The sequence below is a fragment of the Kribbella sp. NPDC056345 genome, assembly GCF_042262745.1.
GTDB lineage: Bacteria > Actinomycetota > Actinomycetes > Propionibacteriales > Kribbellaceae > Kribbella.
In genome coordinates this window covers 664,262-688,771 of sequence record NZ_JBHJQQ010000001.1, presented here as the reverse complement: position 1 = coordinate 688,771, position 24,510 = coordinate 664,262, and the positions used below count along the sequence as shown (strand labels likewise).

Annotated in this window: 21 protein-coding genes; 15 read left to right on the top strand and 6 right to left on the bottom strand. The window is 67.3% G+C overall.

Annotated elements, in window-relative coordinates:
• Positions 1-5,760: an RHS repeat-associated core domain-containing protein gene (locus tag ACFCV3_RS03140; RefSeq protein ID WP_376025609.1), complete on the top strand. Its 5,760-nt coding sequence runs from the start codon at positions 1-3 to the stop codon at positions 5,758-5,760.
• A gap of 15 nt (positions 5,761-5,775) precedes the next feature.
• Here the strand turns inward: ACFCV3_RS03140 and ACFCV3_RS03135 are convergent, their stop codons facing one another.
• Positions 5,776-8,724 (bottom strand): BTAD domain-containing putative transcriptional regulator, encoded by a 2,949-nt coding sequence (locus ACFCV3_RS03135; RefSeq protein WP_376025607.1) that lies wholly within the window; start codon positions 8,722-8,724, stop codon positions 5,776-5,778.
• A gap of 237 nt (positions 8,725-8,961) precedes the next feature.
• Between ACFCV3_RS03135 and ACFCV3_RS03130 the strand changes: the two genes are divergently transcribed.
• Together ACFCV3_RS03130 and ACFCV3_RS03125 are read left to right on the top strand one after the other, a co-directional pair.
• Positions 8,962-9,357, top strand: a complete 396-nt coding sequence (locus ACFCV3_RS03130; RefSeq protein WP_132403857.1) for a helix-turn-helix transcriptional regulator — start codon at positions 8,962-8,964, stop codon at positions 9,355-9,357.
• A 1-nt stretch (position 9,358) separates the two neighbouring features.
• Entirely contained in the window at positions 9,359-10,342 is a 984-nt protein-coding gene (locus ACFCV3_RS03125; protein ID WP_376025605.1) for a cation diffusion facilitator family transporter, read from the top strand.
• Here ACFCV3_RS03125 and ACFCV3_RS03120 read toward each other — a convergent pair.
• Positions 10,296-10,814, bottom strand: coding sequence for a GNAT family N-acetyltransferase (locus ACFCV3_RS03120; protein ID WP_376025603.1), 519 nt, complete (start codon positions 10,812-10,814; stop codon positions 10,296-10,298). The two genes, ACFCV3_RS03125 and ACFCV3_RS03120, sit on opposite strands and share 47 nt — an antisense overlap.
• A gap of 67 nt (positions 10,815-10,881) precedes the next feature.
• Between ACFCV3_RS03120 and ACFCV3_RS03115 the strand changes: the two genes are divergently transcribed.
• From ACFCV3_RS03115 to ACFCV3_RS03080, 8 genes are all read left to right on the top strand, one after another.
• Complete coding sequence (locus ACFCV3_RS03115; RefSeq protein ID WP_376025602.1) at positions 10,882-11,160, top strand: DUF1905 domain-containing protein; 279 nt, start codon at positions 10,882-10,884, stop codon at positions 11,158-11,160.
• A gap of 146 nt (positions 11,161-11,306) precedes the next feature.
• Positions 11,307-11,636, top strand: coding sequence for a hypothetical protein (locus ACFCV3_RS03110; protein WP_376025600.1), 330 nt, complete (start codon positions 11,307-11,309; stop codon positions 11,634-11,636).
• A gap of 35 nt (positions 11,637-11,671) precedes the next feature.
• Positions 11,672-12,799 (top strand): epoxide hydrolase family protein, encoded by a 1,128-nt coding sequence (locus tag ACFCV3_RS03105; protein ID WP_376025598.1) that lies wholly within the window; start codon positions 11,672-11,674, stop codon positions 12,797-12,799.
• 164 nt (positions 12,800-12,963) lie between these two features.
• Positions 12,964-13,509, top strand: a complete 546-nt coding sequence (locus ACFCV3_RS03100; protein WP_376025597.1) for a DNA-binding response regulator — start codon at positions 12,964-12,966, stop codon at positions 13,507-13,509.
• An 18-nt stretch (positions 13,510-13,527) separates the two neighbouring features.
• Entirely contained in the window at positions 13,528-14,154 is a 627-nt protein-coding gene (locus tag ACFCV3_RS03095; protein WP_376025595.1) for a DUF2461 domain-containing protein, read from the top strand.
• Positions 14,155-14,240: 86 nt separating this feature from the next.
• Positions 14,241-15,455 carry an FAD-dependent monooxygenase gene (locus ACFCV3_RS03090; protein WP_376025593.1) on the top strand — a complete coding sequence of 405 codons (1,215 nt, stop codon included), beginning with the start codon at positions 14,241-14,243 and terminating at the stop codon, positions 15,453-15,455.
• 14 nt (positions 15,456-15,469) lie between these two features.
• The gene (locus tag ACFCV3_RS03085; protein ID WP_376025592.1) at positions 15,470-16,171 is read left to right on the top strand and encodes a TetR/AcrR family transcriptional regulator; all 702 of its coding nucleotides are present in this window, start codon (positions 15,470-15,472) and stop codon (positions 16,169-16,171) included.
• A 17-nt stretch (positions 16,172-16,188) separates the two neighbouring features.
• On the top strand, positions 16,189-17,103 hold the full coding sequence (locus ACFCV3_RS03080; RefSeq protein WP_376025590.1) for an alpha/beta fold hydrolase: 915 nt from the start codon (positions 16,189-16,191) through the stop codon (positions 17,101-17,103).
• Between the two features lie 19 nt (positions 17,104-17,122).
• Here ACFCV3_RS03080 and ACFCV3_RS03075 read toward each other — a convergent pair whose 3' ends face one another.
• Positions 17,123-17,998, bottom strand: a complete 876-nt coding sequence (locus ACFCV3_RS03075) for a helix-turn-helix domain-containing protein (RefSeq protein ID WP_376026437.1) — start codon at positions 17,996-17,998, stop codon at positions 17,123-17,125.
• A gap of 484 nt (positions 17,999-18,482) precedes the next feature.
• Here ACFCV3_RS03075 and ACFCV3_RS03070 point away from each other — a divergent pair, with 484 nt between their 5' ends.
• Together ACFCV3_RS03070 and ACFCV3_RS03065 are read left to right on the top strand one after the other, a co-directional pair.
• The gene (locus tag ACFCV3_RS03070) at positions 18,483-18,674 is read left to right on the top strand and encodes a hypothetical protein (protein ID WP_132403887.1); all 192 of its coding nucleotides are present in this window, start codon (positions 18,483-18,485) and stop codon (positions 18,672-18,674) included.
• A 23-nt stretch (positions 18,675-18,697) separates the two neighbouring features.
• On the top strand, positions 18,698-18,886 hold the full coding sequence (locus ACFCV3_RS03065; protein WP_132176115.1) for a hypothetical protein: 189 nt from the start codon (positions 18,698-18,700) through the stop codon (positions 18,884-18,886).
• A 161-nt stretch (positions 18,887-19,047) separates the two neighbouring features.
• Here ACFCV3_RS03065 and ACFCV3_RS03060 read toward each other — a convergent pair whose 3' ends face one another.
• Positions 19,048-19,281, bottom strand: coding sequence for a DUF397 domain-containing protein (locus ACFCV3_RS03060; RefSeq protein WP_376025588.1), 234 nt, complete (start codon positions 19,279-19,281; stop codon positions 19,048-19,050).
• A gap of 279 nt (positions 19,282-19,560) precedes the next feature.
• Between ACFCV3_RS03060 and ACFCV3_RS03055 the strand changes: the two genes are divergently transcribed.
• Together ACFCV3_RS03055 and ACFCV3_RS03050 are read left to right on the top strand one after the other, a co-directional pair.
• The gene (locus ACFCV3_RS03055; protein ID WP_376025586.1) at positions 19,561-20,370 is read left to right on the top strand and encodes a SigB/SigF/SigG family RNA polymerase sigma factor; all 810 of its coding nucleotides are present in this window, start codon (positions 19,561-19,563) and stop codon (positions 20,368-20,370) included.
• 228 nt (positions 20,371-20,598) lie between these two features.
• Positions 20,599-21,342, top strand: coding sequence for a hypothetical protein (locus ACFCV3_RS03050; protein ID WP_376025584.1), 744 nt, complete (start codon positions 20,599-20,601; stop codon positions 21,340-21,342).
• Here the strand turns inward: ACFCV3_RS03050 and ACFCV3_RS03045 are convergent.
• Positions 21,339-22,799, bottom strand: coding sequence for an alpha/beta hydrolase (locus ACFCV3_RS03045; RefSeq protein ID WP_376025583.1), 1,461 nt, complete (start codon positions 22,797-22,799; stop codon positions 21,339-21,341). The two genes, ACFCV3_RS03050 and ACFCV3_RS03045, sit on opposite strands and share 4 nt — an antisense overlap.
• Positions 22,800-22,887: 88 nt before the next feature.
• Positions 22,888-24,495: a hypothetical protein gene (locus tag ACFCV3_RS03040; RefSeq protein WP_376025582.1), complete on the bottom strand. Its 1,608-nt coding sequence runs from the start codon at positions 24,493-24,495 to the stop codon at positions 22,888-22,890.
• Between the last annotated feature and the right edge of the window lie 15 nt (positions 24,496-24,510).

The following is a 24,510-nucleotide window of genomic DNA, read 5'->3' as shown; positions in this document are numbered from 1 at the left end:
ATGCGCAATCTCAAGGTCAAAGCCGGCGCTGTCGCGACCTCGATGGTCCTGTCCCTGCTGGTGCTCTCGTCGTCGGCGTTCGCCAACCTCGAGCGCAGCCCGCAGACGTTCTCCTCGACACCCGTCGAAACCGTCTCCGGTGCCGGCTCCGCCTTCGAGGACGCGGCCAGGGACTGGTCCGGCGAGTCCGGCGACGCGGCCGGTGACGCCGACGACGGCAACTGGTCGGCCACCGACCTGACCGCGTCCGGGGCCTGGTCGCAGGGCGGCTCGTCCGGCGGATTCAGCTACAGCTACGACATGCGGGTGCCACCCGCGGCGGGGCCGACTCCGTCGCTCGGGCTGTCCTACTCGTCCGCCGAGCACGACGGGCGCACATCCGGGACCAACAACCAGGCCTCGATGGTCGGTGACGGCTGGTCCGCGTCGCCGAGTTTCATCGAGCGCACCTACACCAACTGCGCCGACGACAAGGGCGGCAACCAGGGCGACGACCCGACCGGTGACCTGTGCTGGGAAGACGACTCGCCCTCGATCACGGTCAACCTCGACGGGGTGAGCACGTCGCTCGTCCTCGACGACACCACCAAGAAGTGGAAGGCCGCGGACGACGTCAACTGGCGCATCGAGCACTCCGGATCGCGGGCCACCGCGAGCGGCGCGACCACCGAGCAGTGGACGATCACGACCACCGACGGAACCAAGCACCACTTCGGCTCCGTCGCCTCGTCCCGCTGGACGGTGCCGGTGTTCGGCAACCACTCCGGCGAAACCTGTTACAAGGCAGGCGATTTCAAGGGCTCGCGGTGCAACCAGGCATACCGCTGGATGCTCGACAAGTCGGTCGACGTGCATGGGACCTTCTCGCAGTACACCTACGAGACGGCGACCGGCCGGTACGCACCGGCGGTCGACTCGGACACGCAGGCGACGTACATCCGTGAGGGCTGGCTGAAGACCGTCGAGTACGGCCTGCGCACCTCTGTGAAGACAGCCAAGGTCGAATTCACCACGGCGGACCGCTGTCTGGCGGACTGCCGCGAGACGAACGGCGATCCGAAGAAGTCCAAGTGGCCGGACACCCCGTGGGACCTGACCTGCAAGTCGGGCGTCAAGTGCGAGGAGTACTCGCCCGCGTTCTTCTCCGGCAAGCGCCTGGCGGCGGTCACCACGTATGTTGCCTCCGGCACCGGATACTCCGCGGTCGACTCCTGGACCCTGACCCACGAGTTCAAGGACTACGGGGACAAGGAGCAGGTCGTCCTGTGGCTGGCGGCGGTCAAGCACACCGGCCACGTCGGCGGTACGGCGTCGACCCCGCCGATGGAGTTCGGCGGCACCTTCCTGCCGAACCGCGTCGACACCGGGGAGTCGTTCCCGGGGATCTGGCGGCCGCGGCTGACCTCGATCAAGAACGAGACCGGCGGCGTCACGACGATCAACTACACCGAACCGGACTGCCGCCCCGGCAGCATGCCGGCCAGCGCACACCAGAACAACCGGCGCTGCTACCCCGCCCGCTACACCCCCGAGGGCCTGACCGAGCCGGTCGACGTGTACTTCCACAAGTACGTCGTCCGTTCGGTGGCCGAGTCCGACGCGACCGGCGGTGGTGACACGGTCTGGAAGTTCTACGAGTACTCCACTGACGGCGGTGGCACGAACGCACTGTGGGCCTGGAACGACGCCGAGTTCGTCCAGAAGAAGGACCGCGACTGGAACCAGTGGCGAGGCTACGCCCAGGTCGTCACCCTGACCGGCGACCCTGCGGACCCGGGACCGCAGCTGCGATCGCGGTCCCGCTACTACCGGGGACTGGACGGCGACCGGCTGCCCAACGGCGAGAAGCGCGCGGTCACGGTGACCGACGCTGCCGGCAACACCGCTCCCGACCACCGTGCCCTCGCGGGCGCCGAATGGGAGTCGGCGTCCTTCGACGACACCACCCTGATCGGAACGGAGACCAGCTGGTACTGGACATCCCGTACTGCCAAGCGCACCTACGACGGCGGCTCGATCGAGGCGTGGCTGACCGGCGAGCGCCGTACCGACAGCCGCACACTGCTGGCTGCCTCAGCTTGGCGAACCACCCGCACCGAAACCGTCTACGACGACCACGGTCGCGAGGTGCAGGTCGCGCAGCACGGCGACGTCAGCAAGACCGGCGACGAGCGCTGCGTGCGAACGACGTACGTCGACAACACCGCCGCCTGGCTGCTGGAACCAGTGTCAACGACGGAATCGGTGTCGGTCGGCTGCATGGTCGCGGCGAACCGGCCGGCTGACGTGGTCGGCTCCGTGCGGGCGTACTACGACGGCAGCACCTCGCTGACCGCCGCGCCGACCAAGGGACTGATGACCCGGGCCGACGCGCTGGAAAGCTGGGGTGACGCGGCGGAGTACAAGACGGTCGGCACCTCGACCTTCGACGCCCTCGGCCGTCAGCTGACCGCGACCGATGCCCTCGGCAACAAGACCACCACCACTCTGACGCCGAGCGCGGGCGGACCGCTCACGTCGACGGTCACCAAGAACGCGCTGGGACACACCACCACCACGAAGCTCTCGCTCCGGGGGACCGCCACCGAAACGGTGGACCCGAACTCCCGGCGTACGGTCGCTTCCTATGACCCGCTCGGCCGACGGACCGCGGTCTGGCTGCCCGGACGGGACCCGGCGACGGAGGGCGCCAGCCAGAAGTTCACCTACAACCTCTCGCAGACCGCTCCGGCCACGATCAAGACCGAGCGGATGATCCACGACGGCTCGTACCTGACCAGCATCGCGCTGTACGACGGGCTGCTCCGCGAGCGCCAGGTCCAGGCGCAGACCGACGGCGGCCGGCTCATCACGCAGACCGTGTACGACTCGTACGGGCGGCAGCGGTACAGCTCGGGACCGGTGTACAACAACGGCTCCGGCCCGACCGGGCAGCTCGTCCGGATCAGCCGGTCGAACGACCTGTCCCGCACCGAGCTCGTGTATGACGGCGCCGGCCGGGTCACCGACGAGGTGTTCGTGGTCAAGGACCGGGAGAAGTGGCGGACGTCGTACCGGTTCGGCGGCGACCCGGCGAACTGGAAGACCACGGTCGTTCCGCCGGAGGGCAGCACGGCCACCGCGACGCTGGACGACGCGCTCGGTCGCACCGTCGAGCTTCGGCAGTTCCACGACCGTGGTGCGGCCGGCGCGTTCGACGCAACGAAGTACTCGTACGCCGGCAACGGCCAGCTCCGCCAGGTCACCGACCCGGCGGCCAACAAGTGGACCTACGAGTACGACCTGCGCGGGCGCCGTACCGCGTTGCACGACCCGGACACCGGGACCTCGCGGACGACGTACAACTCGGCTGGCCAAACCACCACGACGACCAACGCGAACAACGAGACCCTGACGTACAAGTACGACGCGCTGGGCCGGCCGACGCAGGTGCTGTCCGGATCCACGCTGCTCACCGAGCGCAGCTACGACGCGGCCGAATACGGGATCGGGATGCCGCACAAGTCGACCAAGTGGGTCGGCGGACAGGCATGGACGACCGAGACCGCCAAGTACACCCCCGAAGGCCAGGCCAAGCAGGTCTACTCGCACCTTCCCGCGGCTGCGGGAGCGTTGGCCGGCTCGTACTGGCAGGCATTCACCTACAACGAGGACGGTTCGCTGCACACGTACGGCGCGAAGGCCGCGGGCAGCTTGGACGAGGAGGTCATGACGCAGTCGTACGACTCGATGGGCCGGCCCGGACGGGTCACCTCATGGGGCGACGACTTCGGGTTCGGGCAGGTCTACGTGGACCAGGCGGTCTACTCGCCGTACGGCGATCTGCTGCAGCGCAGGCTCGGTGACCCCGCTGATGTCAGCGGGACCTCGGGGCAGACCTGGCAGACGTGGATCTACGAGGAAGGCACCCGCCGGCTCTCGCAGTTCTACTTCGACAAGGACACCGCGGGTGAGTTCGACGGGTCCAACTACGGGATCGCAGCGTTGTCGTACCAGTACGACAACTCGGGGAACGTGCTGTCCATCAAGGACGATCCGGTACACACCTCGGACAAGCTGGACCCGGAGACGCAGTGCTTCCAGTACGACTACCTGCAGCGGCTCACGGATGCGTGGGCGCAGGCGGGTGCCGCGGCCGCCTGTGGCACCGAGCCGACGGCTGTCGGTGGACCGGGCGCGTACCACTCGTCGTACGAGTACGACGTCGTGGGCAACCGGAAGAGCGAGACGCAGTGGACCCCCACAGGTCCGGTGCAGAAGAAGTACTCGTACACCGGCGCCGGCGAGGCGGGACCGCACGAGCTGACCGATGTCAGCTCGACCGGTGGCGCGGCGACCGCATTCACCTACAACAAGGCCGGCTTCACCACCGGCATCGATCGCGGCGGCAAAGTGGATGTCCTGAACTGGACCCCCACCGGACGGCTGGACACGATCAAGTCGGACGAGGGTACGGCGAAGTTCTTCGACAACGCCGAGGGCCAGCGGATCCTGCGCGCGGACGCCAACGGCGATCTGACCGCATGGGTCGCGGGCTACGAACTGACCTACACGAAGGCGACGAACAAGGTCGAAGCCACCCGCTACTACAAGCACGGCGAATCCGTCGTCGGCGTCCGCAAGGGCCTCGGAGACATCCAGTGGCTCGCCGGTGACCACCACGGCACCAACCAATGGATCGTCAACGGCGACACGCTGACGGCAACCGTCCGCAGACGAGACCCGTTCGGCAACGTCCGAGGCGAAGCTCCGCCGAGCTGGCCCGACCAGCGAGGCTTCGTCGGCGGCATCGAGAACGACGACGTAGAGCTCACCACAGTCGGAGCCCGCGAATACGACTCGACCACCGGCCGGTTCTTGTCCGCCGACCCGATCATGGACCTGAAGGACCCACAACAGATCAACGGCTACGCCTACGCCAACAACTCTCCGATCACGAGGTCGGACCCCAGCGGGCTGAAGAGCCTCAAGAAGGTCAATCGAGGAGCGACACCCCACAAGAAGAAGACGAAGAAGCCGCAGAGCAGCGGCCATCAGAAGAAGCCCAAACGCTTCAACGACCCGGCGGCAGCCGGCCGCGGCGGCCCAAAGCCGCTTCCACATGGGCTGCCGGGCGACCAGCGGCGGCCGAAGCCAGGCCCGCGGATGGGCCCGCCGATGGGGCCGAGGCCGGGTGGACACGGTATGCCTGTCGACAAGGAGTTCGACACGATCCTCGCCTACATGTTCGGCGAGATGGACGCCAACGCCGACACCGCGATGTCGGTGGACGAGGGTTGCAGCGGCAACTACTTCTCCCGCACCGCCTGTGACGCCGGGACGTTGGCGTGGTGGGCAGGGATGGTGTGGAAGAACCATGCCTGGGACCACAAGCCGATGATCGCCGAGTACATCAACTTGGACCCCGACAACGACGACACGCGGTACGTGAACGTCCCGGGCACCAACTACCGGATGCGATACGACGTGTGGTCGAACATCCACTACGGCTATGTCGGCTCCGCCGCAGGCATCGGAGGCGACACCCTCATCGCCGGTTCGCACGCGTCCGTTGCGGGGAGAACCGATGCTGCCGACGACTTTGCCGTGCAGATGGGGATCGACCTGTGGAACGAGTACGGCGAGGATATGACCGAGGACGACCTGAGGGGGTACATCGAGGACAACCTCGATGATTTCCACGACCTCGAGGGCAACAGCATCCACGGTGACGGTCAGAAAGCCGGGGTCGAGTGCCGGATAGGGCTGTCGAGTTGTTGATCTGAGGGGGCGGGGTCAGCCCCGCCCTCTTCGTACGCGGTTGACCGGAGCGGCGATCCGGTCGGCCAAGGCTCGGTGCTCACGTGCGCTCTCGGTTTCTCCGAGGCCCGCGTGGGCATCGGCCAGTGCGATCAACGCCAGCTCGTGCCGCGCCGGCCACGGCATGGCGGCGTAGCCGGTGACCGCCTCCGTCGCGTGGCGGAGCGCGGTGCCGAATTCGCCCAGTCCGTTGTGGACACCGGCGAGTACGAGGTTCACGAAGGCCTGGAAACCGCGGGCGACGTTCGGCTGTTTCCTGCGGGCCTCGGCGATGAGCTCGCCGGCCCCGGAGTATTCGCCGAGCTCGACCAGCACGCCGGCGAGGTAGGACAGGACCTCCGGTTCGTAGGAGACCATCTTGCGGCTGCGCGCCTGTCTGACCTCCTCCTCGTACACGGCGCGTGCCTCCTCCGCGCGGCCGCTGTGCAGGAGGATCTGGGCCTGTACCTGCATGCACCACAGGTCGAGATGGCCGTACGAGCTTCCGCGGGCGATGGCGGCGGCCGCGTCGGCGGCTGCCATCGCCCGCTCGAAGGTGCCGCGGTTGAAATGGATCTCCGCGGTGGACAGCTCGAGCCTGAGGCGGTCCTGGGAGGCGAGAGCGTTCTCGCCGAGTGCTTCGGCGCTCCGGACGTAGGCCTCGGCCTGATCGAACCGGCCGAGCCTGACCAGCACCTGGACCATGCTGCTGGTGAAGATGAGCTGAGACCGGGAGTTGCCCGACGCGATGGCGAGGTCGACACCGCGGAGGAACGCCGCGGCCGAGCCAGCCAGGTCACCGTGGTCGAACAGGTAGATACCGAGGTTCCCGCTCGCCACGGTTCGCTCCACATCGCTGAGCGTTTCGGCGAGGGCGAGCGCACGGGTGCCGAGCTCGACCGCGGCATCGCTGTCGCCGTTCGCACGGAGCACGGTGGCCTCCATGCTCGTCATCCGGAACAACCCGACCTCGTCCGCGGCCGCCTTCGCTCGGCGGGCGGCGGCCTCGATGAACCGGTGGACGCGGTTGATGGAACGCCATTCGTTGATGGTGTTGCGTAGCGGGAGAACGACTCGCCACAGTCTCGGGTGGTCCTGCAAGGCTTCGCAGGCGAGGAAGACGTTGGTTTCCTCGTCGGCGATCGGCTGGTAAGCGCGGTCGTGGTGCCAGTCGAGGAAGTTGTCGATGAGTGTCGATCGGTCGTGTTCGCTCAGGTCGCGTTGACCTGTGCGCGCGGCGTACAGGCGCACCAGGTCGTGCATCCGGTAACGGCGCGGCCGATGTTGCTCCACCAGATGTGCGGTGACGAGTCGCCGCAGCGCTCGCAAAGTGTCGGTCTCGGAGGCGCCGGACACCGACGTGATCAGCTCTTCGGAGAAGTCCTCGCCGGGCAGCATTCCGAGCCGGGCGAACAGGTCGCGGGCGTCTTTGCCGAGGACGCGGTAGGACAGTTCGAGGTTCGTGGTGACCGTTGCGGAGGGGTCGCCGTCGACGGCCAGTACGTCGAGGCGGTCGCGCCGTTCCAGCTCGTCCACGTAGTCGGCGATCCGGGTGGTCGGTTCGCCGGCCAGATGGGCCGCGGCGATGCGCAACGCCAAGGCGAGGTGCCCGCAGAGCTCTGCCAGCCGCTCGGCCGCGTCCTGCTCTGCATGGACTCGGTCCGCGCCGAGGATGCGGGTGAGCAGTTCCATGGCTTCGGGCCGGCCGAGCGTGCCGACGGGGACGGGGCGGGCGTCGTTCAGTGCGATCAGTCCGGTGAGGCGGTCGCGGCTGGTCACGATGGTGAAGCAGCCTTTGCCAGGAAGAAGCGGCCGTACCTGTTCGGCGTCGCGCGCGTTGTCCAGAATCACCAGTACGCCGCGATCGGCCGTGGTCGTCCGGAACAGCTCGGCGGCCGCATCGACGTCGTCGGGGACTGCCTCGCCCGGCAGATTCATTGCCCCCAGCAACCGTCCGATCGCGTCCCGCGGTTGCACCAGTTCGCCTTCGTCGAAGCCGCGGAGATTGACGTAGAGCAGCCCGCCCGGGAACCGGTCGACCATCGAATGGCCCCAGTGGACGGCCAGCGCGGTCTTCCCCGCGCCACCCGGACCGACCACCGCGGCGAGTGACGCAGCTTCCGCGAGCTGGTCCAGCGCTTTGAGTTCGGCGGCGCGGCCGGTGAAGCCGCTGATGTCCGAGGGCAGCTGGATCGGCGCAGTCGACAGATCGAGCGCTGGATCGTGGTTCAGGATCTGCAGATGAAGGTCGCGCATCTGCGGCGACGGATTGGCGCCCAGCTCGTCGCGCAGCCGGACCCGAATGGCCTCGAAGCGGGCCAGCGCGTCGGCCGGTCGGCCACTGCGGTAGTAGGCCAGCATCAGCAGCTCAGCGACCGATTCGGCCGATGGCTCAGCGTCGCTAAGTGCAGCCAGTTCACCCAGTACGGCGGTGTGGTGGCCGGCGTCGAGTTCGGCGGTGTACCGCTCGGTCAGCAGCTCGAGCCGTTCGGCCGCAAGTGCCGCGCGGGTCTCGTCGGCCCACCGCCCGCTGAGCCCGGCCAGAGCCTCAGTCCCGACCAGCTCACTGGCTCGGCGCCAGATCTCCAGGGCTTCGGCAGAACCCAGCAACTGGGCCTCATCACGAAGCGCCCGAACCGCGTGCAGGTCGACGTCGCGCGGTTCGATGTCGAGGACGTAGCCGTGCGATCCCGCGCGCCGGATCGCCGCGCCGGGGATCGGTTTGAGCGCGGTTCGCAGGCGCGCGACGTACGAGTAGAGAACGTTCAGGACGGCGTCAGGCGGGTCGCCGTCCCAGACCCGGTCGATCAGCTCGGACTGGGCGACCGGCGTACCGGGTCGCACAGCAAGCGCTGCGAGCACGCACGCGAGTTTGGGTGCGCCGAGGTGGGTCGTGTCGATCATGATCGGGCCGAGCAACCGGATCCTGGACGGGGGAGGCGGCATGCGCGGACGGTAACAGTTCCCCGGCCCCTCGCACCGCCCGATGCCCGCCCTCTGGGACCGCTCCCAGACCCGGCATCCTCCGAACGACAGGACGTATAGGTCTAGTAGATGCCGCCGCCACGCTCACCGACGGCAGCCCAGACGACCCGACGGGCGTATACGTCCTGTTCTTCGGGCTCCAATGAGGCGCCGGTCACGCAACTGGCGCAGCTGGATGCGATGGGTTAGCGTGGACATATGAACAGTTCTGCAGATGTGCAGGGTCTGGACGAGTGCGCGGTCCGGCTGGTTGATCCGGAGCGGGTGACGAGCGTCAACGCTCGGATGCCGGCCGAGGACGACATCGTCGACACTGCCGACGTCTTCAGTCTGCTCGGAGATCCGCGCCGACTGAAGCTGCTGGTTGCGCTGCTCGATGGTGAGCTGTGCGTCTGCGACCTGGCCGCCGTGACCGGGCTCAGTGAGTCGGCGACTTCGCATGCCTTGCGGCTGCTGCGCGCGCACCGGGTGGTCGCCGTACGGCGGGATGGGCGGAACGCGTTCTACCGGCTGGACGACGCCCATGTGCGGATGCTGGTCGACCTCGCGGTCGCGCATACCGAGCACACCGACGCGATTCACCCGGAGCGCTGAGATGGCTGACGCTGGACACGGGCATGGCCACGGCCATGCGGTGACGGGGAACGCGGACCGGAAGCTGCTGAGTGGTGCGCTGGCGCTGATCGTCGGCTTCATGGTGGCCGAGGTGATCGTCGGGTTCGCGGCTGGTTCGCTGGCGTTGATCACCGACGCCGCGCACATGCTGACCGACGCGATCGCGATCGTGCTCGCACTGGTCGCGATCCGGTTGTCCGCGAAACCGCCGCGCGGCGGCTTCACGTACGGGTTCAAGCGGGTCGAGATCCTGTCCGCCCAGGCGAACGGGATCACCCTGCTGCTACTTGCGGTGTACTTCGTCTACGAGGCCGTCGCCCGGATGATCCACCCGCCCGAGGTGAAGGGTGCGCTGGTCCTGATCACCGGTGTGGTCGGCATCGTGGTGAACCTGTTCGCGACCTGGCTGATCAGCAAGGCGAACCGCTCGAGCCTGAATGTCGAAGGCGCCTTCCAGCACATCCTGAACGACCTGTTCGCGTTCATCGCGACTGCGATCGCCGGTCTGGTGGTCCTCTTGACCGGCTTCGCCCGGGCGGACGCCATCGCCGCGCTGGTGGTCGCCGCGCTGATGCTGAAGGCAGGTGTCGCGTTGGTGCGCGACTCGGGCCGGATCTTCCTCGAGGCCGCTCCGGCGGCGATCGACCCGCAGGCGCTCGGCGTCGAGTTGTGCGCGATCGAGGGCGTGGTCGAGGTGCACGACCTGCACGTCTGGGAGATCACCTCGGGTGAGCCGGCCGCCTCAGCGCACATCCTGGTTGCCGAGGGGCTGGATTGTCACCAGATCCGGGTTGGGATCGAGGCGCTGCTGGCCGAGCGGCACGGGCTGACGCACTCCACCCTGCAGGTCGACCATGCGAGTGGCGACGAGATCGACGCGCACTGTTCGGACGCGCACGGCACCGTGCACCGCTCGATCACAACCGCTGGACGAGGACCTGACCTGGCCAGTCCGGGGCATTGACCCGTTCAACGCTGAAGGTCCCGTCCCGGGTGAAGCCCTGCGCTTCGTAGTACCGGATCAGGGCGCCGTCGTTCCCCGCGAAACAGTCGAGCCGGATCTGGGTGATCCCGGCGTCACGGGCGAGCTTGCGGGCGTGATCGAGCAGTACGCCGCCGATGCCGTGGCCGGTCAACTTCCGATCGGTGACGAGGAGCCGGACGAAGATCTCCGGTACGTCGGCCGCCGGGACCGGTGGTTTGGCGGTCCCGATCGCGAGTGCGCCGACCGGGCGACCGTCGTACTCGGCGATCCAGAGTGCGCCATCGGTCGCGAACCCGGTGATCTGCTCGATCCGCCACGGGCTGGTCGAGTGCGGCTGTGTGCCCCACTGGTCGGTCCGCCCCTGCGCGACCAGCCACTCGGTCGCTCCGTCGAGCAGCGCGAGCACCGCCGGTACGTCGTCGCCGCGGCCGGGCCGCATCGTGATCTGCACAATTTTCAGGATAGATGTCGAAAGCCGTCTGGCAGTCTCTACCTAGTGGTGTAGAGAGGAGCTCAAAGTGAGCGCACAGAAGCTGGACAAGACCTTCACCGCACCGCTGCAGAAGAGCCCGGCCAAGGGTGGCTGGACCTACGTGCAGCTGCCGGGATCGGCGGAGTACTTCGGGACGCGCGGGCTGGTGAAGGTGCGCGGGACGATGGACGGGCACCCGTTCGAGAGTTCGTTCATGGCTCTGGGTGACGGCACCCACAAGCTGCCGGTGAAGGCGGATCTGCGCGCCGTACTGGCGAAAAACCCTGGTGATGAGATCACTGTCCACCTCACGGAACGGCTCTGAACCGGCCAGGATCTCGTGGCGGCGGTCACAATCTGTCATGTTCTGAGTAAGGACTCTGTGAAGAATCGCTGCTGACGGCCTCCTCGGCTGTGGTTCATCCGGTCCGGACCGTAAGTTCGGATGCGGGTGGTCCGTCGAGGTTTGGGGTGAAGGAACGTGCAACGGGGCTCGCGTGGTGTGCCGTCGGCATGCCCTCACGCGCCGGAGCTGACATCGTGACGGCGCTGAACAGGGTGCTCGGTGTCGCCGGGGTGGCCGTCCTGCTGGCTGGGATCGCGCTCGGCTTCCGCTCGGTGTCGTCGAGTGGGACCAACTGCGGCTCGGCCTTCCGGACCGCGGCCGGGATCACGCCGATGACCTGCGACAGTGCGCTGAGCAACGCGGGCACGCTGGTCACCGTGGTGATCGCTGCCGGGGTGGCGCTCCTGGTGGGCGCACTCGCCGTGAAGAAGATCTCGGCCCGCGTCGGCGGCTGAATTCGGGTGTGCCCTGACTTGGGAAGATGGCGGGGATGACTATCGAACCCTTCCGGCTTGCCGTGCCCGACAGCGAACTGGCTGACCTGCGGACCCGCCTCGACCTGGTCCGCTGGCCCGACGAAATCCCCGACGCCGGCTGGGAGTACGGCGTACCGCTGGCGTATCTGCAGGAGCTGGTCGCCTACTGGCGGGACACCTACGACTGGCGAGCGGCTGAGGCGCGGCTGAACGAGTGGCCGCAGTTCACCACCACGATCGATGGCGCCCGGGTGCATTTCGCCCATCTCCGCTCGGACGCACCGGATGCGATCCCGCTGATCCTCACGCACGGGTGGCCCGGGTCGATCGTCGAGTTCACCGAGGTCGCCGGACCGTTGCTGGAGTCGTTCCACCTGGTCATCCCGAGCATCCCCGGTTTCGGGCTGTCCGGTCCGACCCGCGACCGTGGCTGGGAGTACCAGCGGATCGCGCGTGCCTGGGCGGTGCTGATGAGCGAGCTCGGCTACGACCGGTACGGCGTTCAGGGCGGCGACTGGGGTGCCGCGATCTCGCGCGAACTCGGTCGGATCCACCCCGAGCGGGTGATCGGCGTACATCTCAATCTGATCCCCGGCGCCGGGGCGACCTCGGAGCCGACGGTTGCCGAGTTGGAGCCGCTGGATCAGGCTGAGCGGGACCGGACCTGGGCGTCGTGGCGACGGTTCCAGGCGTGGTCGAAGGAGGAGCAGGGGTACGCCGATCTGCAGTCGACCCGACCGCAGACACTGGCCTACGCGTTGACGGATTCGCCGGTCGGGCAGCTGGCGTGGATCGCGGAGAAGTTCGTGGCGTGGAGCGATCCGGCGAGCGAGATCGACCGTGATCACCTGCTCACGAACGTGATGCTCTACTGGCTGACCCGGACAGCGGGGTCGGCGGGCCGGATCTACTACGAGCGCGCGCACACGTCGTACGGGGAGCTGACGTCGGCCACCCCGACCGCGCTGCTCGACCTCGCGCACGAGAACTTCATCCCGTTGCGGCACAAGGTCGCGCGGACCGACAACCTCGTCCGCTGGACGAGTCACCCGCACGGCGGACATTTTGCGGCCATCGAACAAGCGGCCGTTTTCGTCGGGGACGTACGTGCGTTCTTCACGAACCTTTCCTACAGTAGGTAGTGACAATCGGCTGGGGGGCCATCAAACTGGCGTTGCTGATAAGGGATTACCGGCATTTTTCGTGACTGACGAGTGCCGGAATCAGATCGCCATGGGGGGCGGGGGCCGTGATCCGAGTACTGCTCGGACACCGGGGCGCATTGCTGCGTGGAGCATTGACCACGGTGTTCGAAACTCAAGACGATCTGGAAGTCGTGGCGGTCATCGACCACGCGGACGACGTGCTGCCGGCGTCCGTGCGGGGACAGCCCGACGTGATGGTGCTCGACGCACACCTGCCAGGTGCCGTCGGCATCGATCTGCTGGTGCGGCGTTCGCCGGCCGGCGGAGTGCTGGTGCTGTCCGACGGGGATCTGTCGGCCGCCGCGAGTCTGCAGCTCGTCCGGCAGGCACCGCGGGTGGGGTTGGTCGCGACCGATGCATCACCTGGTGAGCTGGTCGGCGCGATCCGGCAGATCGCGCGCGGCGAGGCGGTGCTGGATCCGGAGCTGATGCTGGCCGCGATCCGAGTCAAGGACAATCCGCTGACCGATCGTGAGTGTGAGGTGCTGCGGCTGGTGACCACCGGCGCGACTGCTCAGGAGGTTGCGCGGAAGCTGTGTCTGAGCTCGGGGACTGTGCGCAACTATCTGTCCCGGATCCTCACGAAGACCCAGGCGCGGACGCGGATCGAGGCGATTCGCAAGGCCGAGCGGGCGGGCTGGATCTGACGGACTAGGGTTGCGGACATGGGTTTCACCGGTTTCCCGGCGGCAGCGCTGGACTTTTACGACGACCTCGAGATGGACAACAGCAAGACCTACTGGACGGCGAACAAGCACGTCTACGAGGAGTCGGTCCGGGCACCGATGGCGGCTTTGCTGGCCGAGCTGGAAGCCGAGTTCGGTAAGGCGAAACTCTTCCGGCCGTACCGCGATGTCCGGTTCGCCAAGGACAAGACGCCGTACAAGACACACCAGGGTGCGTTCATCGACCTGGCGCCGGCCACTGGCTGGTACGTCGAGGTGTCGGCTCCCGGGGTTCGGGTCGCTGCGGGGTTCTACGAGGCGAACTCCGAGCGGCTGGCGCGGGTTCGGACTGCCATCGACGACGACCGTCGTGGCAAGCAGCTCGAGGGACTGCTGGCCGATCTCACCGCAGACGGGTGGACGGTCGGTGGCGATCGGCTCAAGACCAGCCCTCGTGGTTATGACGCCGAGCACCCGCGGATCGAGCTCCTGCGGCACAAGTCCCTGACGGTCACCAAGTCCTACGGTTTCGAGCCCGTCATCCACACGCCGGAGTTGGCCGACGCCGTCCGCGCTGACTGGAAGGCCACTCAGCCTCTTCTGACCTGGCTGATCGACAACACCTAGACCTGTGCCGACCCGGTCGCGGGGAGTGACGCGCCTCACTGACTGAACCAAATGACGAATTTGGTCAGTGTGTCTATTCTGAAGACATGACCACAACGGAACGGCAGCGCCGGGCACTGGTTGTTGGGCTCGGCATCAGCGGCACTTCGACAGCACTCGCGCTCCTCCGGGCCGGCTGGACGCCGGTTCTGATCGAGAAGGCGCCGCAGCGGCGCTCCGGCGGGTACTTCGTCGGACTGTTCGGCGCGGGCAAGACCGCGGCCGAGCGGCTCGGCATCCTGGATTCGTTGCACGACCGGACGGCGTTCGACGGGCGGAACTACGACGTCGATCGGTTCGGTGAGTGGCGAGCCGGGTTCGGTTTCCGGGACATCCCGGGTGACCCGTGGCTGATGGTGCGCGGGGATGTCGAGCAGGCCGCGTTCGAGGCGCTGCCCGCCGGGGTTGAGGTCCGCTACTCGACGGTGCCGACCAAGATTGAGCAGGACGCCGACGGTGTCGACGTCACGCTGACGAACGCCGCTGATGGCAGTAGCGTCACTGAGCGGTTCGATCTGGTCGTCGGCGCTGATGGTCTGCGGTCGACGGTTCGCAGGCTGGCTTTCGGGCCGGATGAGCGTTACCTGCATCGGCTCAACTACATGATCGCTGCGTTCCAGCTGCCTGGTGGGCTCGGCAAACTCGCGCTGCACGACGGTCTTACTCTGCTGGAGCCTGACCGTTCGCTGTGGGTGTTCCCGTTCGCCGACCACGCGCCGACCGTGCTCATCGGCTATCAGACCGACGACGTGGATGCCGAGTTCAGCGAGCCTCCGGCGGCGCGGGTGCGCAAGGCATTTGGGCCAGAGCCGACGGGCGACGTACTCGGCGCTGCGCTGGAAGCACTGGAGGCCACTGACGAGTTGCTGTTCGACTCGGTTGAGCAGGTGCACATGGACCACTGGCACCAGGGGCGCGTCGTACTGGTCGGTGACTCGGCCTGGTGCGTGACGCTGTACGCCGGCATGGGTGTCTCTGCAGGATTGGCCGGAGCGGATCTGCTGGGGACCATGCTCGGCCGGTACGACGACATCGGGCGCGCGCTGTCCGAATGGGAGAGCCAACTGCGTCCGCACATGGGCTACTACCAGCAGCTGGGCTTCCAGCAGACCGCGGTCTTCACACCCAACCGCAAGCAGATCACCGTGCGGCGGCTGATGATGCGGGGGATGACGATGCCGGTAGCCTCGCAGGTGCTGCGCTTCGTGCGGACGCACAACAAGTCCGGTCGCATGAAGGATCTCGATATCGCCCGGGTGTGAACGGAAGGACCATCATGGCTGTACTGGCCGAGCAGGATTCCGGCAGCGCGGCGCGCATTCTCGGCGCCGCCCGGGAGCTGGTGCTCAGACGCGGCGTCAAAGGACTGACGGTCGCGGAGATCGCGGAGCGGGCACATGTTGCCAAGGGCACCATTTACCTGCACTGGAGCACCCGCGAGGATCTGCTGGTCGGTCTGTTCGGCCGGGACTTCCTTGCTTCTCTCGATCACCTGGGTGCCGAGCTCACCGCTGACCCGGAGGTCGCTCGCCCCAGCCGGCTGCTGCCGATGCTGATCCGGAGCACGGTTGATCATCCGTTCATTCGCGCGCTGCAGATCGAAGACGACGACCTGCTCGGCGCGCTCACCCAGCATCCGCGCAGTGCCTCGCTGCTCGAGAATCTCGGTCCCGCTGCGCTGATGCGCGTCGCGCTGCCGGTGTGGCGCAAGCACCACCTCGTGCGCACCGACTGGAGTTTCGACGACCAGGCGTATGCATTGCAGGCACTGATCCGGGGCTTCCTGACCATCTCCGTCGAGCAGCAGGTGCTGGCCCATATCTCCGTGGACGATCCGGCCCGAGTCATCGCCGCCGCGGTGACTGCCCTACTCGGTCCGGAGGAGCCCGGCCCGGGCGACGTCCGCGCCACGGCCGACGCGGCCCTCGCCGAACTCGCGACCAGGCGCGAAGCACTCCTGGAATCCATCGGCAAATAACAGAGGAGCCAAAAACCTTGCCCAGCAACAGAATCGTCCGGCTGAACGGTATCGACATTCACCTCGCTGAGCAGGGCGAAGGCCCCCTCGTCCTCCTACTGCACGGCTTCCCCGAAACATCACACTCATGGCGCCACCAACTCGAAGCACTCGCCGACGCCGGCTATCACGCCGTCGCCCCGGACCAACGCGGGTACGGCGCGAGCGACCGCCCGGACGCCATCGACCAGTACTCGATCTTCCACCTGGTCGGCGATGTCGTCGCGCTCATCCACGAACTGGGGGAGGAGCAAGCCGTTGTCATCGGCCACGACTGGGGTGCGATCGTTGCCTGGAACACCGCGCTGCTGCGGCCGAGCGTCGTACGAGGTGTTGTCGGTATCAGTGTGCCGCCGATCCCACGGGGTGCGTTGCCGCCGTTGACCGTCACCGAACAACGCTTCGGCCCGGACTTCTACCAGAACTACTTCCAGGAGCCCGGTATCGCAGATGCCGAGCTGGGCAACGACATTCCAGATGCACTCCGCCGAATCTACGCCGGCGTACCTGCTCCCGAACCAACCTCAGGTTTCGCCGGCCGCTTCCTCAACCCGTCAACGCTGCCTGCCTGGCTCCCCGCCGAAGACCTCGCTGTCTTCGTCGATCAGTTCACCGCCAGCAGCTTCACCGGCGGCCTCAACTACTACCGCAACCTCAACCGCAACTGGGAACAAACCGCAGCCTGGCAAGACGCCCCGATCACCCCGCCCTCGCTGTACATCAGCGGCGAGAACGACGGCGTCCGCTTCCTGTACCCCCTGGACGACACCGCCCGCGCCATCGTCCCGAACCTCCGCGGAGCAGTCGACATCCCGAACTGCGGCCACTGGACCCAGCAAGAACAACCCCACCTCGTCAACACCGCCCTCCTCGAGTTCCTCAAAGGACTCTGACGCGTACGACGGGAATCCGTCAGACGTCGTCGAAGTCGCGGCGGATGCCGGCGAGGATGTCGCGGGTCTTGTTCGGCGGCGGTGCTGCGACGCAGAGGGCTTCCATCGTTGCCGTGTACTGGTCGAGGTCTTCCAGCTTGTCCAGGTAGAGGGCGCTGGTGAGGTGCTCGATGTAGACGACGTCGGCGAGGTCGGGCTCGGGGAAGCGCAGAATGCTGTAGGCGCCACCGGTGGCTGCGTGGCCTCCGGCACCGAAGCCCATCACCTGGAGGGTGATGTTCGGCAGGTGGCTCATCTCGATGAGGTGGTCGAGCTGCATCATCATCGTCTTCACGCCGCCGATCGGCCGGCGCAGTACTGCCTCGTCGATGACGGCCCACAGCCGGACCGGGCTCGGACGGGTGAGCACGTCCTGGCGGCTGGTCCGCAGGGTGACGCGACGCTCGACCTCTTCGGCGGTGACCAGACCGCGGCCCAGCTGAACGACCGCGCGGACGTAGTCCTGGGTCTGCAGCAGACCGGGCACGAACTGGAGCTCGTAAGAACGGATCAGCGCAGCGGCCGACTCGAGACCCAGATAGGAGTGGAACCAGCTCGGCAGCACATCGCCGTACCGGTGCCACCAGCCGGGGTTGTTGGCCTCCCGGGCCAGGGCAAGCAGGCGCTCGCGCTCGTCACTGTCGTCGAGGCCGTAGAGGGTGAGCAGGTCGCGGACGTCGCGCTCCTTGAAGCCGACGCGGCCCAGCTCCATCCGGCTGACCTTCGACTCCGAAGAGCGGATCTCCCACCCGGCGTCCGACCGGCTGATCCCGGCGGCCTCCCGCATCCGGCGCAGGTGCGCTCCGAGGATGATGCGGAGCGCCGTCGGTCCGCTTTGCGCGCCCGACTCGTTCACACTCACCTCCGGCCCCCAGCGGCTCAGTCCTCAGCTACCCCAACGCGATTCCGGGGTGAACCGGTCCCGCAGGCAGACATCATCGCATGCCCCGACCTGAATCTGCCGAAGTTCTTACATAAGCCACGCGAATCGCCATCGATCGTGACTCAGGGTGATTCGGGTCGCGGCTGCGGTCTCCCAATTGTCAAGACAAATCTACCGCCCGACAAGCCTTCGAACGGTGTTCGCCGGCACCTCGGGGACGCCGGATCACGCCTGAAGGGGCCGATTTGGGTCTCGAAACGGAAAACGTGCGGATGCACGTGCATCGGGCGCTTGCATTCGCAGCGTGCCGACGCCATGATTGAATCATGCACAGAAGGTGAGCTGGATCTCGCAAACGGTGACGGCATACGGGCCGGCATCGCGAGAACCGGCAGGCCGGTCCTACAGATCGCTGGTGACGAGTGCACCGGCATGACTGGTTGGGGAACCCGAGTCGATGATTGACGACGACAGTGAGGTAGCCGAGCACACCGCCTATGCAGGCGGACGCGCGCCCGACGAGCTGACTGAGCGGGAGATCCAGGAGCTGGTGGCGCGCTGCCCCGAGCAGCAGCGCTGGGCCTTCGAAGGCTGGTTGCGCGGTGTCCGTCAGCTCGACGGTGACCCCATCGTGAGCCTGGCCCCATGAACACGGACCGAGGAGGTCGGAAGATGGTACGGATCTGGCTGGGAGATCATCTGATCGCTGAGTACCTGGCCGAGCCTGACCGTGCCTCCCGGTACCAGCGCGTGATGACGCCCAAGTTCACCGGTCTGCGGATCACCGTGGACAACGCCGCCACCGGCAAGGCGTCCGAGCTCCCGAGCAGCGAACAGCTCTGGCCGCTCACCGTGCAGTAAAGGCAGTAGCAGCAAGCATTCCCGGTAACACCGAAGGCCGGTCCTCCCTCCGAGGGCCGGCCTTCGACGTTGCCGGCGCCGTACCGGCATGAGGGCATGGAAAAGGGCCCCTTCGTCACTCGCCTGGCGAAGGGGCCCTGGCTTTTTCCGGGCTAAGAGGTTCAGACGAGGTAATCGAACTCCCCGTCCTGGGCGCCGCCCAGGAAGGCCTCGATCTCCGCTTTGGTGAATACCAGCGCCGGTCCGTCGGTGTGACGCGAGTTCCGCATCGCCACGCCGCCGCCCGGCAGCTTCGCCACCTCAACGCAGTTGCCCTGAGGGCCGCTTCGCTGGCTCTTCCGCCAGGTCAGGTCCTCGATGGAGTCGCCGGGCATGCCGTTGTAGATAGCAGTCATCAGCTGCACCTTCCGTACGTCCTTGGCATATGCACGTGCATTTGGGCTTGCATTTGCATCGTACACGTTTAGGGGTCTCGTGTCCGCTTCCTTACTTGCTGTCACCGTGTCGCGCTCAAACGACCGTTCGACCCGCCGTTCGGTCGCGGTCAGTGAGCGAAACCGGGCCCTGCGAAGTGGGTGCATGCGATCCCGCCAGGTGGGTACGGGCAGCAGGCAGGCATGACCGTGGTTCAGCTAAGAGCCACGCCGTGACGAGAACAGTCGCGAGGTCATCCGATGAGCATCACCACCACCGTGCAGTGTTCGACAGCGGCCGATCGGGCCGCCCGTGAAGCAGCCACCCGGGATCTGATGGAACGCCGGGCCGCCAGCACCGACGAGGCCGAGCGGCAGGAGCTGCTCGAAGAGGTCGTCGAACTCAACCTGGAGATGGCGCGCGGTATCGCTCGCCGGTTCCGCGGCCGGGGCGCCGAGGCCGACGATCTGGAGCAGGTCGCCTATCTCGGGCTCGTGAAGGCCGCACACCACTACCGGCTCGAGGCCGACACGCCGTTCATCGGGTTCGCCATCCCGACCATCCGCGGTGAGGTCAAGCGGTACTTCCGCGACTGCGCCTGGACCGTCCGGATCCCGCGCCGGCTGCAGGAGATGCAGGGCACGATCGCCGGCAAGCTGCCGGAGCTGGAGCAGGAGCTCAACCGCGAACCCACCCCGGCCGAACTGGCCGAGTGCCTCGACGTCGACGTGACCGAGGTCGAGCAGGCGATGGCCGCGAAGGGTTGTTTCAACGTGCTGTCCCTGGACCGCCCGGCCGAGACCGACGCCGACCTGACCCTGGCCGACGTGGTCGCGGACTCCGACGACAGCAGCATCGACCAGCTGGAAACCGTCGAGATGCTGCAGCCGATCCTGTCCGACCTCAACGATCGCGAACGCCGGATCCTGCACCTGCGCTTCGTCGAAGGCTGGACCCAGTCCGAGATCGGCAAGGACATCGGCGTCAGCCAGATGCAGGTCTCCCGGGTCCTCCGCAAAACCCTCGACGACCTCCGCACCAAACTGACCCCCCTCCCCACCGCCGCCTAACCCCCACCCCTTGCCCCCAGCAACCACCCCCGCGGGCCCATTTCGCTGGCTAGGCACTCAAATCAGGGGTTCAGCACCCACATGACGGTGCTGAACCCCCAATTTCGGTGGCTAGGCAGGCAAATGGGACCGGCGTGGGGCGACTCGCCTTGGAGGGGGTGGTTACTGGGGGCGGTGCGGGCGGCACAATGGGGGAAGAGTGGAAGGGTCGGTGGGTTGGCGTTCGGGATGATCAGGACGGTGCCGGCGGACGCGGCTGCGATTGTGCGGGCGTATCCGCCGATGGTGGTCTGCTTTGCGGCAGCTCTGACCGGCACGGCCTTGGTCTTCGACGTCTTCTATCTGGTCGCCAGCCCGGGGCTGACGTTGGCGCTTGTCTATACAGTGCCGGTTCTGGCGGGGCTGATCGCCGGCTTGGTGGCCGCGGCCGACGATGTCGGGCTCGAGCGGCGGGTGTTGCTCCGCACGGTCGGGGTGGCCGTTGCCGTCGGCATCACCAATGCGGTGGTGGTGGCCATGCTCGCCGCGATGACCCGTACCGGCCCATCGGACTGGGCGGCCGGTTTCCAGTCGATCCTGTTCGCCGGGTGCACGGTCTTCGCGGTCGCGGTGATGATCGTCGCCTGGAGCCGGTTGATCGACGCTCTCGGCATCGAGCTCCGCACCAAGCTGCGGCGCCGTGCGGTCCGGCCCCCGGTCGCGGCTGCCGCGGTGGCGGTCGTGCCTCGCGCTAGCAAGGAGTCGGTCGCCCGAGCGGAAGCGCCGCGGGCGCCGACGCCTCCGGCAGTAGTAGAGGAGAGGACCAAGCCGCTCTTCGTCCCGCCGCCACCCAAGGTGGTCGACCTGGACGAGGCGCGCCCGGTCACTCCATCCGCCCCGGCGGGCGGGGGCCACGCCGATCGCCTGACACCCCGCCCACGTCGTACGACGCCTCGCCGTACCAACAAGCCCGGTAGACGACCGGGCTACTAGCAGCTCTCGTCGGTCGCTGGCAGGTTGCCGCTGAACAGGTAGGACACAACCTTCTGGTCGGCGCACGCGTTGCCGTACTCACCGAAGACTCCGTGCTTCCGTGCGTTCTGCACGGTGAGCACGCGAGAGTTGCTGATGCTCTTCCGTAGCGCCGCGGCGTTCGCATAGAGGGTCCGCGGGTCGTGTTCGGCCGCGACGATCAGCGCGTGCTCGGAGTTGGCGATCTTGGTCGGTGCCTCTTGTGGCTGCACCGGCCAGAAGGCGCACGGCGAGATGCTCCGGGTGAGCGGCGCGTAGTGCGGTTCGCGGGCCCGGTGCGCCTGGATGTCGCGCCAGTAGACCTGCGGATCGCGCGGAGCCGCTCGGTCGCCACAGACGATCGCAGTCTGGGCGCTGATGGTCTGCGACATCGCGGGGGAGAGGATTGCATCGAGGAGCTCGCCCAGGTCGGCGCGCGGTTCCACCGGCCCGTCGATCGCCTTCACCAACGTCTGGACGAGGACGGCAGCGTCGGCGCGCGGAGTCTCCCGGTCGTCGTTGATCGACACGAACAACAGCATCGGCAGCAGCCCCTCGCCGATCTTGTGCCCGCCGATCTCCAGCTCGGTCGTCCGCACGTGGCGGTAGACGCGGTCGATCGAGGCCAGCACCTCGCGGGTGGTCGCACCCAACTGGTACGTCGAGTTCCGGGCAGCTGTCCAGGACGCCCAGGCCCGCAGGTTGTCCTCGTTCACCGGGCCGTTCCCCTGGAGGAGGCGCGGTCCGAACGTCAGCGGGTTCACCGGCCCGTCCAGGACGACCCGATCGGTCCGCCCCGGGAACAGCTGCAGATAGACAGCCCCGAGATAGCTGCCGTAGGAGTAGCCCAGGTACGAGATCTTCTGCTCGCCGAGCGCGACCCGGACCTGATCCATGTCGCGTGCAGTGTTCCGCGTGTTGATGTACTGCAGCATCGAACCGGCATTCTGCGTGCAACGCTTCGCGATGTCCGCCTGGATCGCCACACTTTCCCCGTACGACGCGCGCGTGCTTCCGCCTGCCCACGGCCAGCCGGCGAACGGCAGCTTGCAGTCGATCGGCGTCGACCGACCGACGGACCGCGGATCCAGCCCGATCAGGTCGTACCGCTTGCCAACGGTCGCCATCACGTCCGGCCGGTCCAGCGCCGCGCTCAGGCTCGGACCGCCAGGCCCGCCGTTGTTGATGACGAGCGCGCCGATCCGATCACCGGTCGCCTTGATCCGCGACATCGCCAAGGTGATCTTCGGTCCGCTCGGCCGGGTGTAGTCCAGCGGGACCTCGAGCTCACCGCACTGCGCCCCGGCCTCGTCGAGGGCGTTGCCTTCGGCATCGTTCGCGTTCAACGCGCACTGATGCCATTCAATAGGCGCCGCCTGCGCGACAGCCGTCGTACTGGTCGATGCGGCCAGGAGCGCCAGCGCCAGCAGTAGTTTCATCGTCCCCTCCTTGAAGTCACTGCAGACGCTAGAGCTGGACTCCGGCGCCTGCAGTGGCCCAAGGACCCTGATCGAGGTAGTTCCGGCGCTACCCCGCGACTGCCCGAAGGTGCCAGGGGCCGGTGCCCGGCGCGTGCTGGTAGAGCCACGTGCCCTGCATCAGTACGACGAGTTTGCCGGCGGAGTCGGTGTAGAGAACCGGGTCGACCGGGGCCGGGGCGGCCTGGTTTGTGTCGGCATCGCGGATGATCGTGGCGTGCCACGGGTCCGAGCCGGGGATGTCCTGCCAGCCGTGCAGGATGCGGCTGTCGGTGGTCCGGACGAAGTACGTCAGCTTGCCGCTGTTGTCCATGCTGATCACCGGATCGCCGGCGAGCTGCACGGTCTCGATGCCGTCCGTATCGGTGGTCGGCGGGACCACGGTCGACTGCCAGGTGTCCGCACCCGGAGTCGACTGCCAGCCGTGCTGCAGTTTGCCGTCGGTGCCGCGAGCGAAGTACACGAGCTTGCCCGAAACATCGAGACCGACCGAGGGGTTGCCGACGATGCCGGTCGCCGCCAGCGTGCTGACCACCCACGGACCGGTACCCGGTGCGGCCTGTCGCCCATAGCGCAGTTTGCCGTCGGAGGTGCGAGCCAGGAACGCGATGCGGCCGTGCACGTCTTGCGAAACCACCGGGTCGCCGTCGAGTTGTACGGCGACGCCCGCACTGTCCCGAATGATCGTCGCGTGCCAGGCCGCGCTCCCCGGCTGGTCCTGCCATCCGTGCAGCAGCCGGCCGTCGCTGGTCCGGACGAAGTACGTCAACTTGCCTCGGGCATCGATCGCCGCAGCGATCCGCCCGACCGGCTGTACTGTCTCGACCCCGTCCAGGTCGGTGGTCGGCTCGATAGTTGCCGACAGCCACGGTCCTGCACCCGGGGTGCTCTCCCGACCGGCGCGCAGCTTGTTGTCCGGCGTCCGCGCGAAGTAGTACGCCCGCCCGATCGAGTCGGCCGCTGTCGCAATCGGTACGCCGGGAACGACGCCACCCGGTGGGTCGATCGTGCCGGTCTGCCAGGTGGTCGTGGCGGGGCCGGTCTGCTCGGTCAACTGGACCGCGCCGTCAGTGGTCGCCTCGAACCGCATCAGCCGCCCGGTCACGTCCTGACCGATCGACGACCCCGGGCTCGTGGTCGCCCCGACCACCTTGTTGTACCGGTACGGCGTGAACGTCTTGAAGTAGCTGTTCGTCCAGATCCGTTCCTCGGCGATATGGCCGAAGTCGTACTCCTCACGCACCTTCGGCCGGGTCCGCGCCGTGTCGTACCACCCGACGAACAGACCGACGTGGTTCACCCCACCCGATCGCCGCAACAACGCGTCGCCCGGCTGCAGATCGTCGTACGTGATCTGCCGCATCACCGAGGGCAGCGTCGACGTACTGAGTGAGCTGCTCAGGTGCCAGGCCATCGACAGGAACCCCGAGCAGTCGCGGCGGTAGCTGCCGAACTCGTTCACATGTGGGCTGCCGTTGTCCTGGCTGTACGGCACCTTGTCGCGGATCCACGACGCGGACCGCAGCAGCATCTCCTGCCGCGAGATCGGGCCGTTCGCGACACTCTCTAGCTGCAGATCGCGGGCCTGCGCCGTACCCGGAGCGACCAGAGTGGCTCCGAATATCAGTACGGCGGCCGCGAGGAGGCGGATTCTCATGCCTCGATGGTCGCG

Excerpts from the sequence above, each read along its gene's own strand:
- ACFCV3_RS03055 (WP_376025586.1), top strand. The coding sequence starts at position 19,561 with ATGAGCATCACCACCACCGTGCAGTGTTCGACAGCGGCCGATCGGGCC.
- ACFCV3_RS03135 (WP_376025607.1), bottom strand. The coding sequence starts at position 8,724 with ATGCCGCCTCCCCCGTCCAGGATCCGGTTGCTCGGCCCGATCATGATC.
- ACFCV3_RS03070 (WP_132403887.1), top strand. The coding sequence starts at position 18,483 with ATGATTGACGACGACAGTGAGGTAGCCGAGCACACCGCCTATGCAGGC.
- ACFCV3_RS03090 (WP_376025593.1), top strand. The coding sequence starts at position 14,241 with ATGACCACAACGGAACGGCAGCGCCGGGCACTGGTTGTTGGGCTCGGC.
- ACFCV3_RS03085 (WP_376025592.1), top strand. The coding sequence starts at position 15,470 with ATGGCTGTACTGGCCGAGCAGGATTCCGGCAGCGCGGCGCGCATTCTC.
- ACFCV3_RS03045 (WP_376025583.1), bottom strand. The coding sequence starts at position 22,799 with ATGAAACTACTGCTGGCGCTGGCGCTCCTGGCCGCATCGACCAGTACG.
- ACFCV3_RS03105 (WP_376025598.1), top strand. The coding sequence starts at position 11,672 with ATGACTATCGAACCCTTCCGGCTTGCCGTGCCCGACAGCGAACTGGCT.
- ACFCV3_RS03125 (WP_376025605.1), top strand. The coding sequence starts at position 9,359 with ATGGCTGACGCTGGACACGGGCATGGCCACGGCCATGCGGTGACGGGG.
- ACFCV3_RS03060 (WP_376025588.1), bottom strand. The coding sequence starts at position 19,281 with ATGACTGCTATCTACAACGGCATGCCCGGCGACTCCATCGAGGACCTG.
- ACFCV3_RS03065 (WP_132176115.1), top strand. The coding sequence starts at position 18,698 with ATGGTACGGATCTGGCTGGGAGATCATCTGATCGCTGAGTACCTGGCC.
- ACFCV3_RS03040 (WP_376025582.1), bottom strand. The coding sequence starts at position 24,495 with ATGAGAATCCGCCTCCTCGCGGCCGCCGTACTGATATTCGGAGCCACT.
- ACFCV3_RS03130 (WP_132403857.1), top strand. The coding sequence starts at position 8,962 with ATGAACAGTTCTGCAGATGTGCAGGGTCTGGACGAGTGCGCGGTCCGG.
- ACFCV3_RS03095 (WP_376025595.1), top strand. The coding sequence starts at position 13,528 with ATGGGTTTCACCGGTTTCCCGGCGGCAGCGCTGGACTTTTACGACGAC.
- ACFCV3_RS03140 (WP_376025609.1), top strand. The coding sequence starts at position 1 with ATGCGCAATCTCAAGGTCAAAGCCGGCGCTGTCGCGACCTCGATGGTC.
- ACFCV3_RS03050 (WP_376025584.1), top strand. The coding sequence starts at position 20,599 with ATGATCAGGACGGTGCCGGCGGACGCGGCTGCGATTGTGCGGGCGTAT.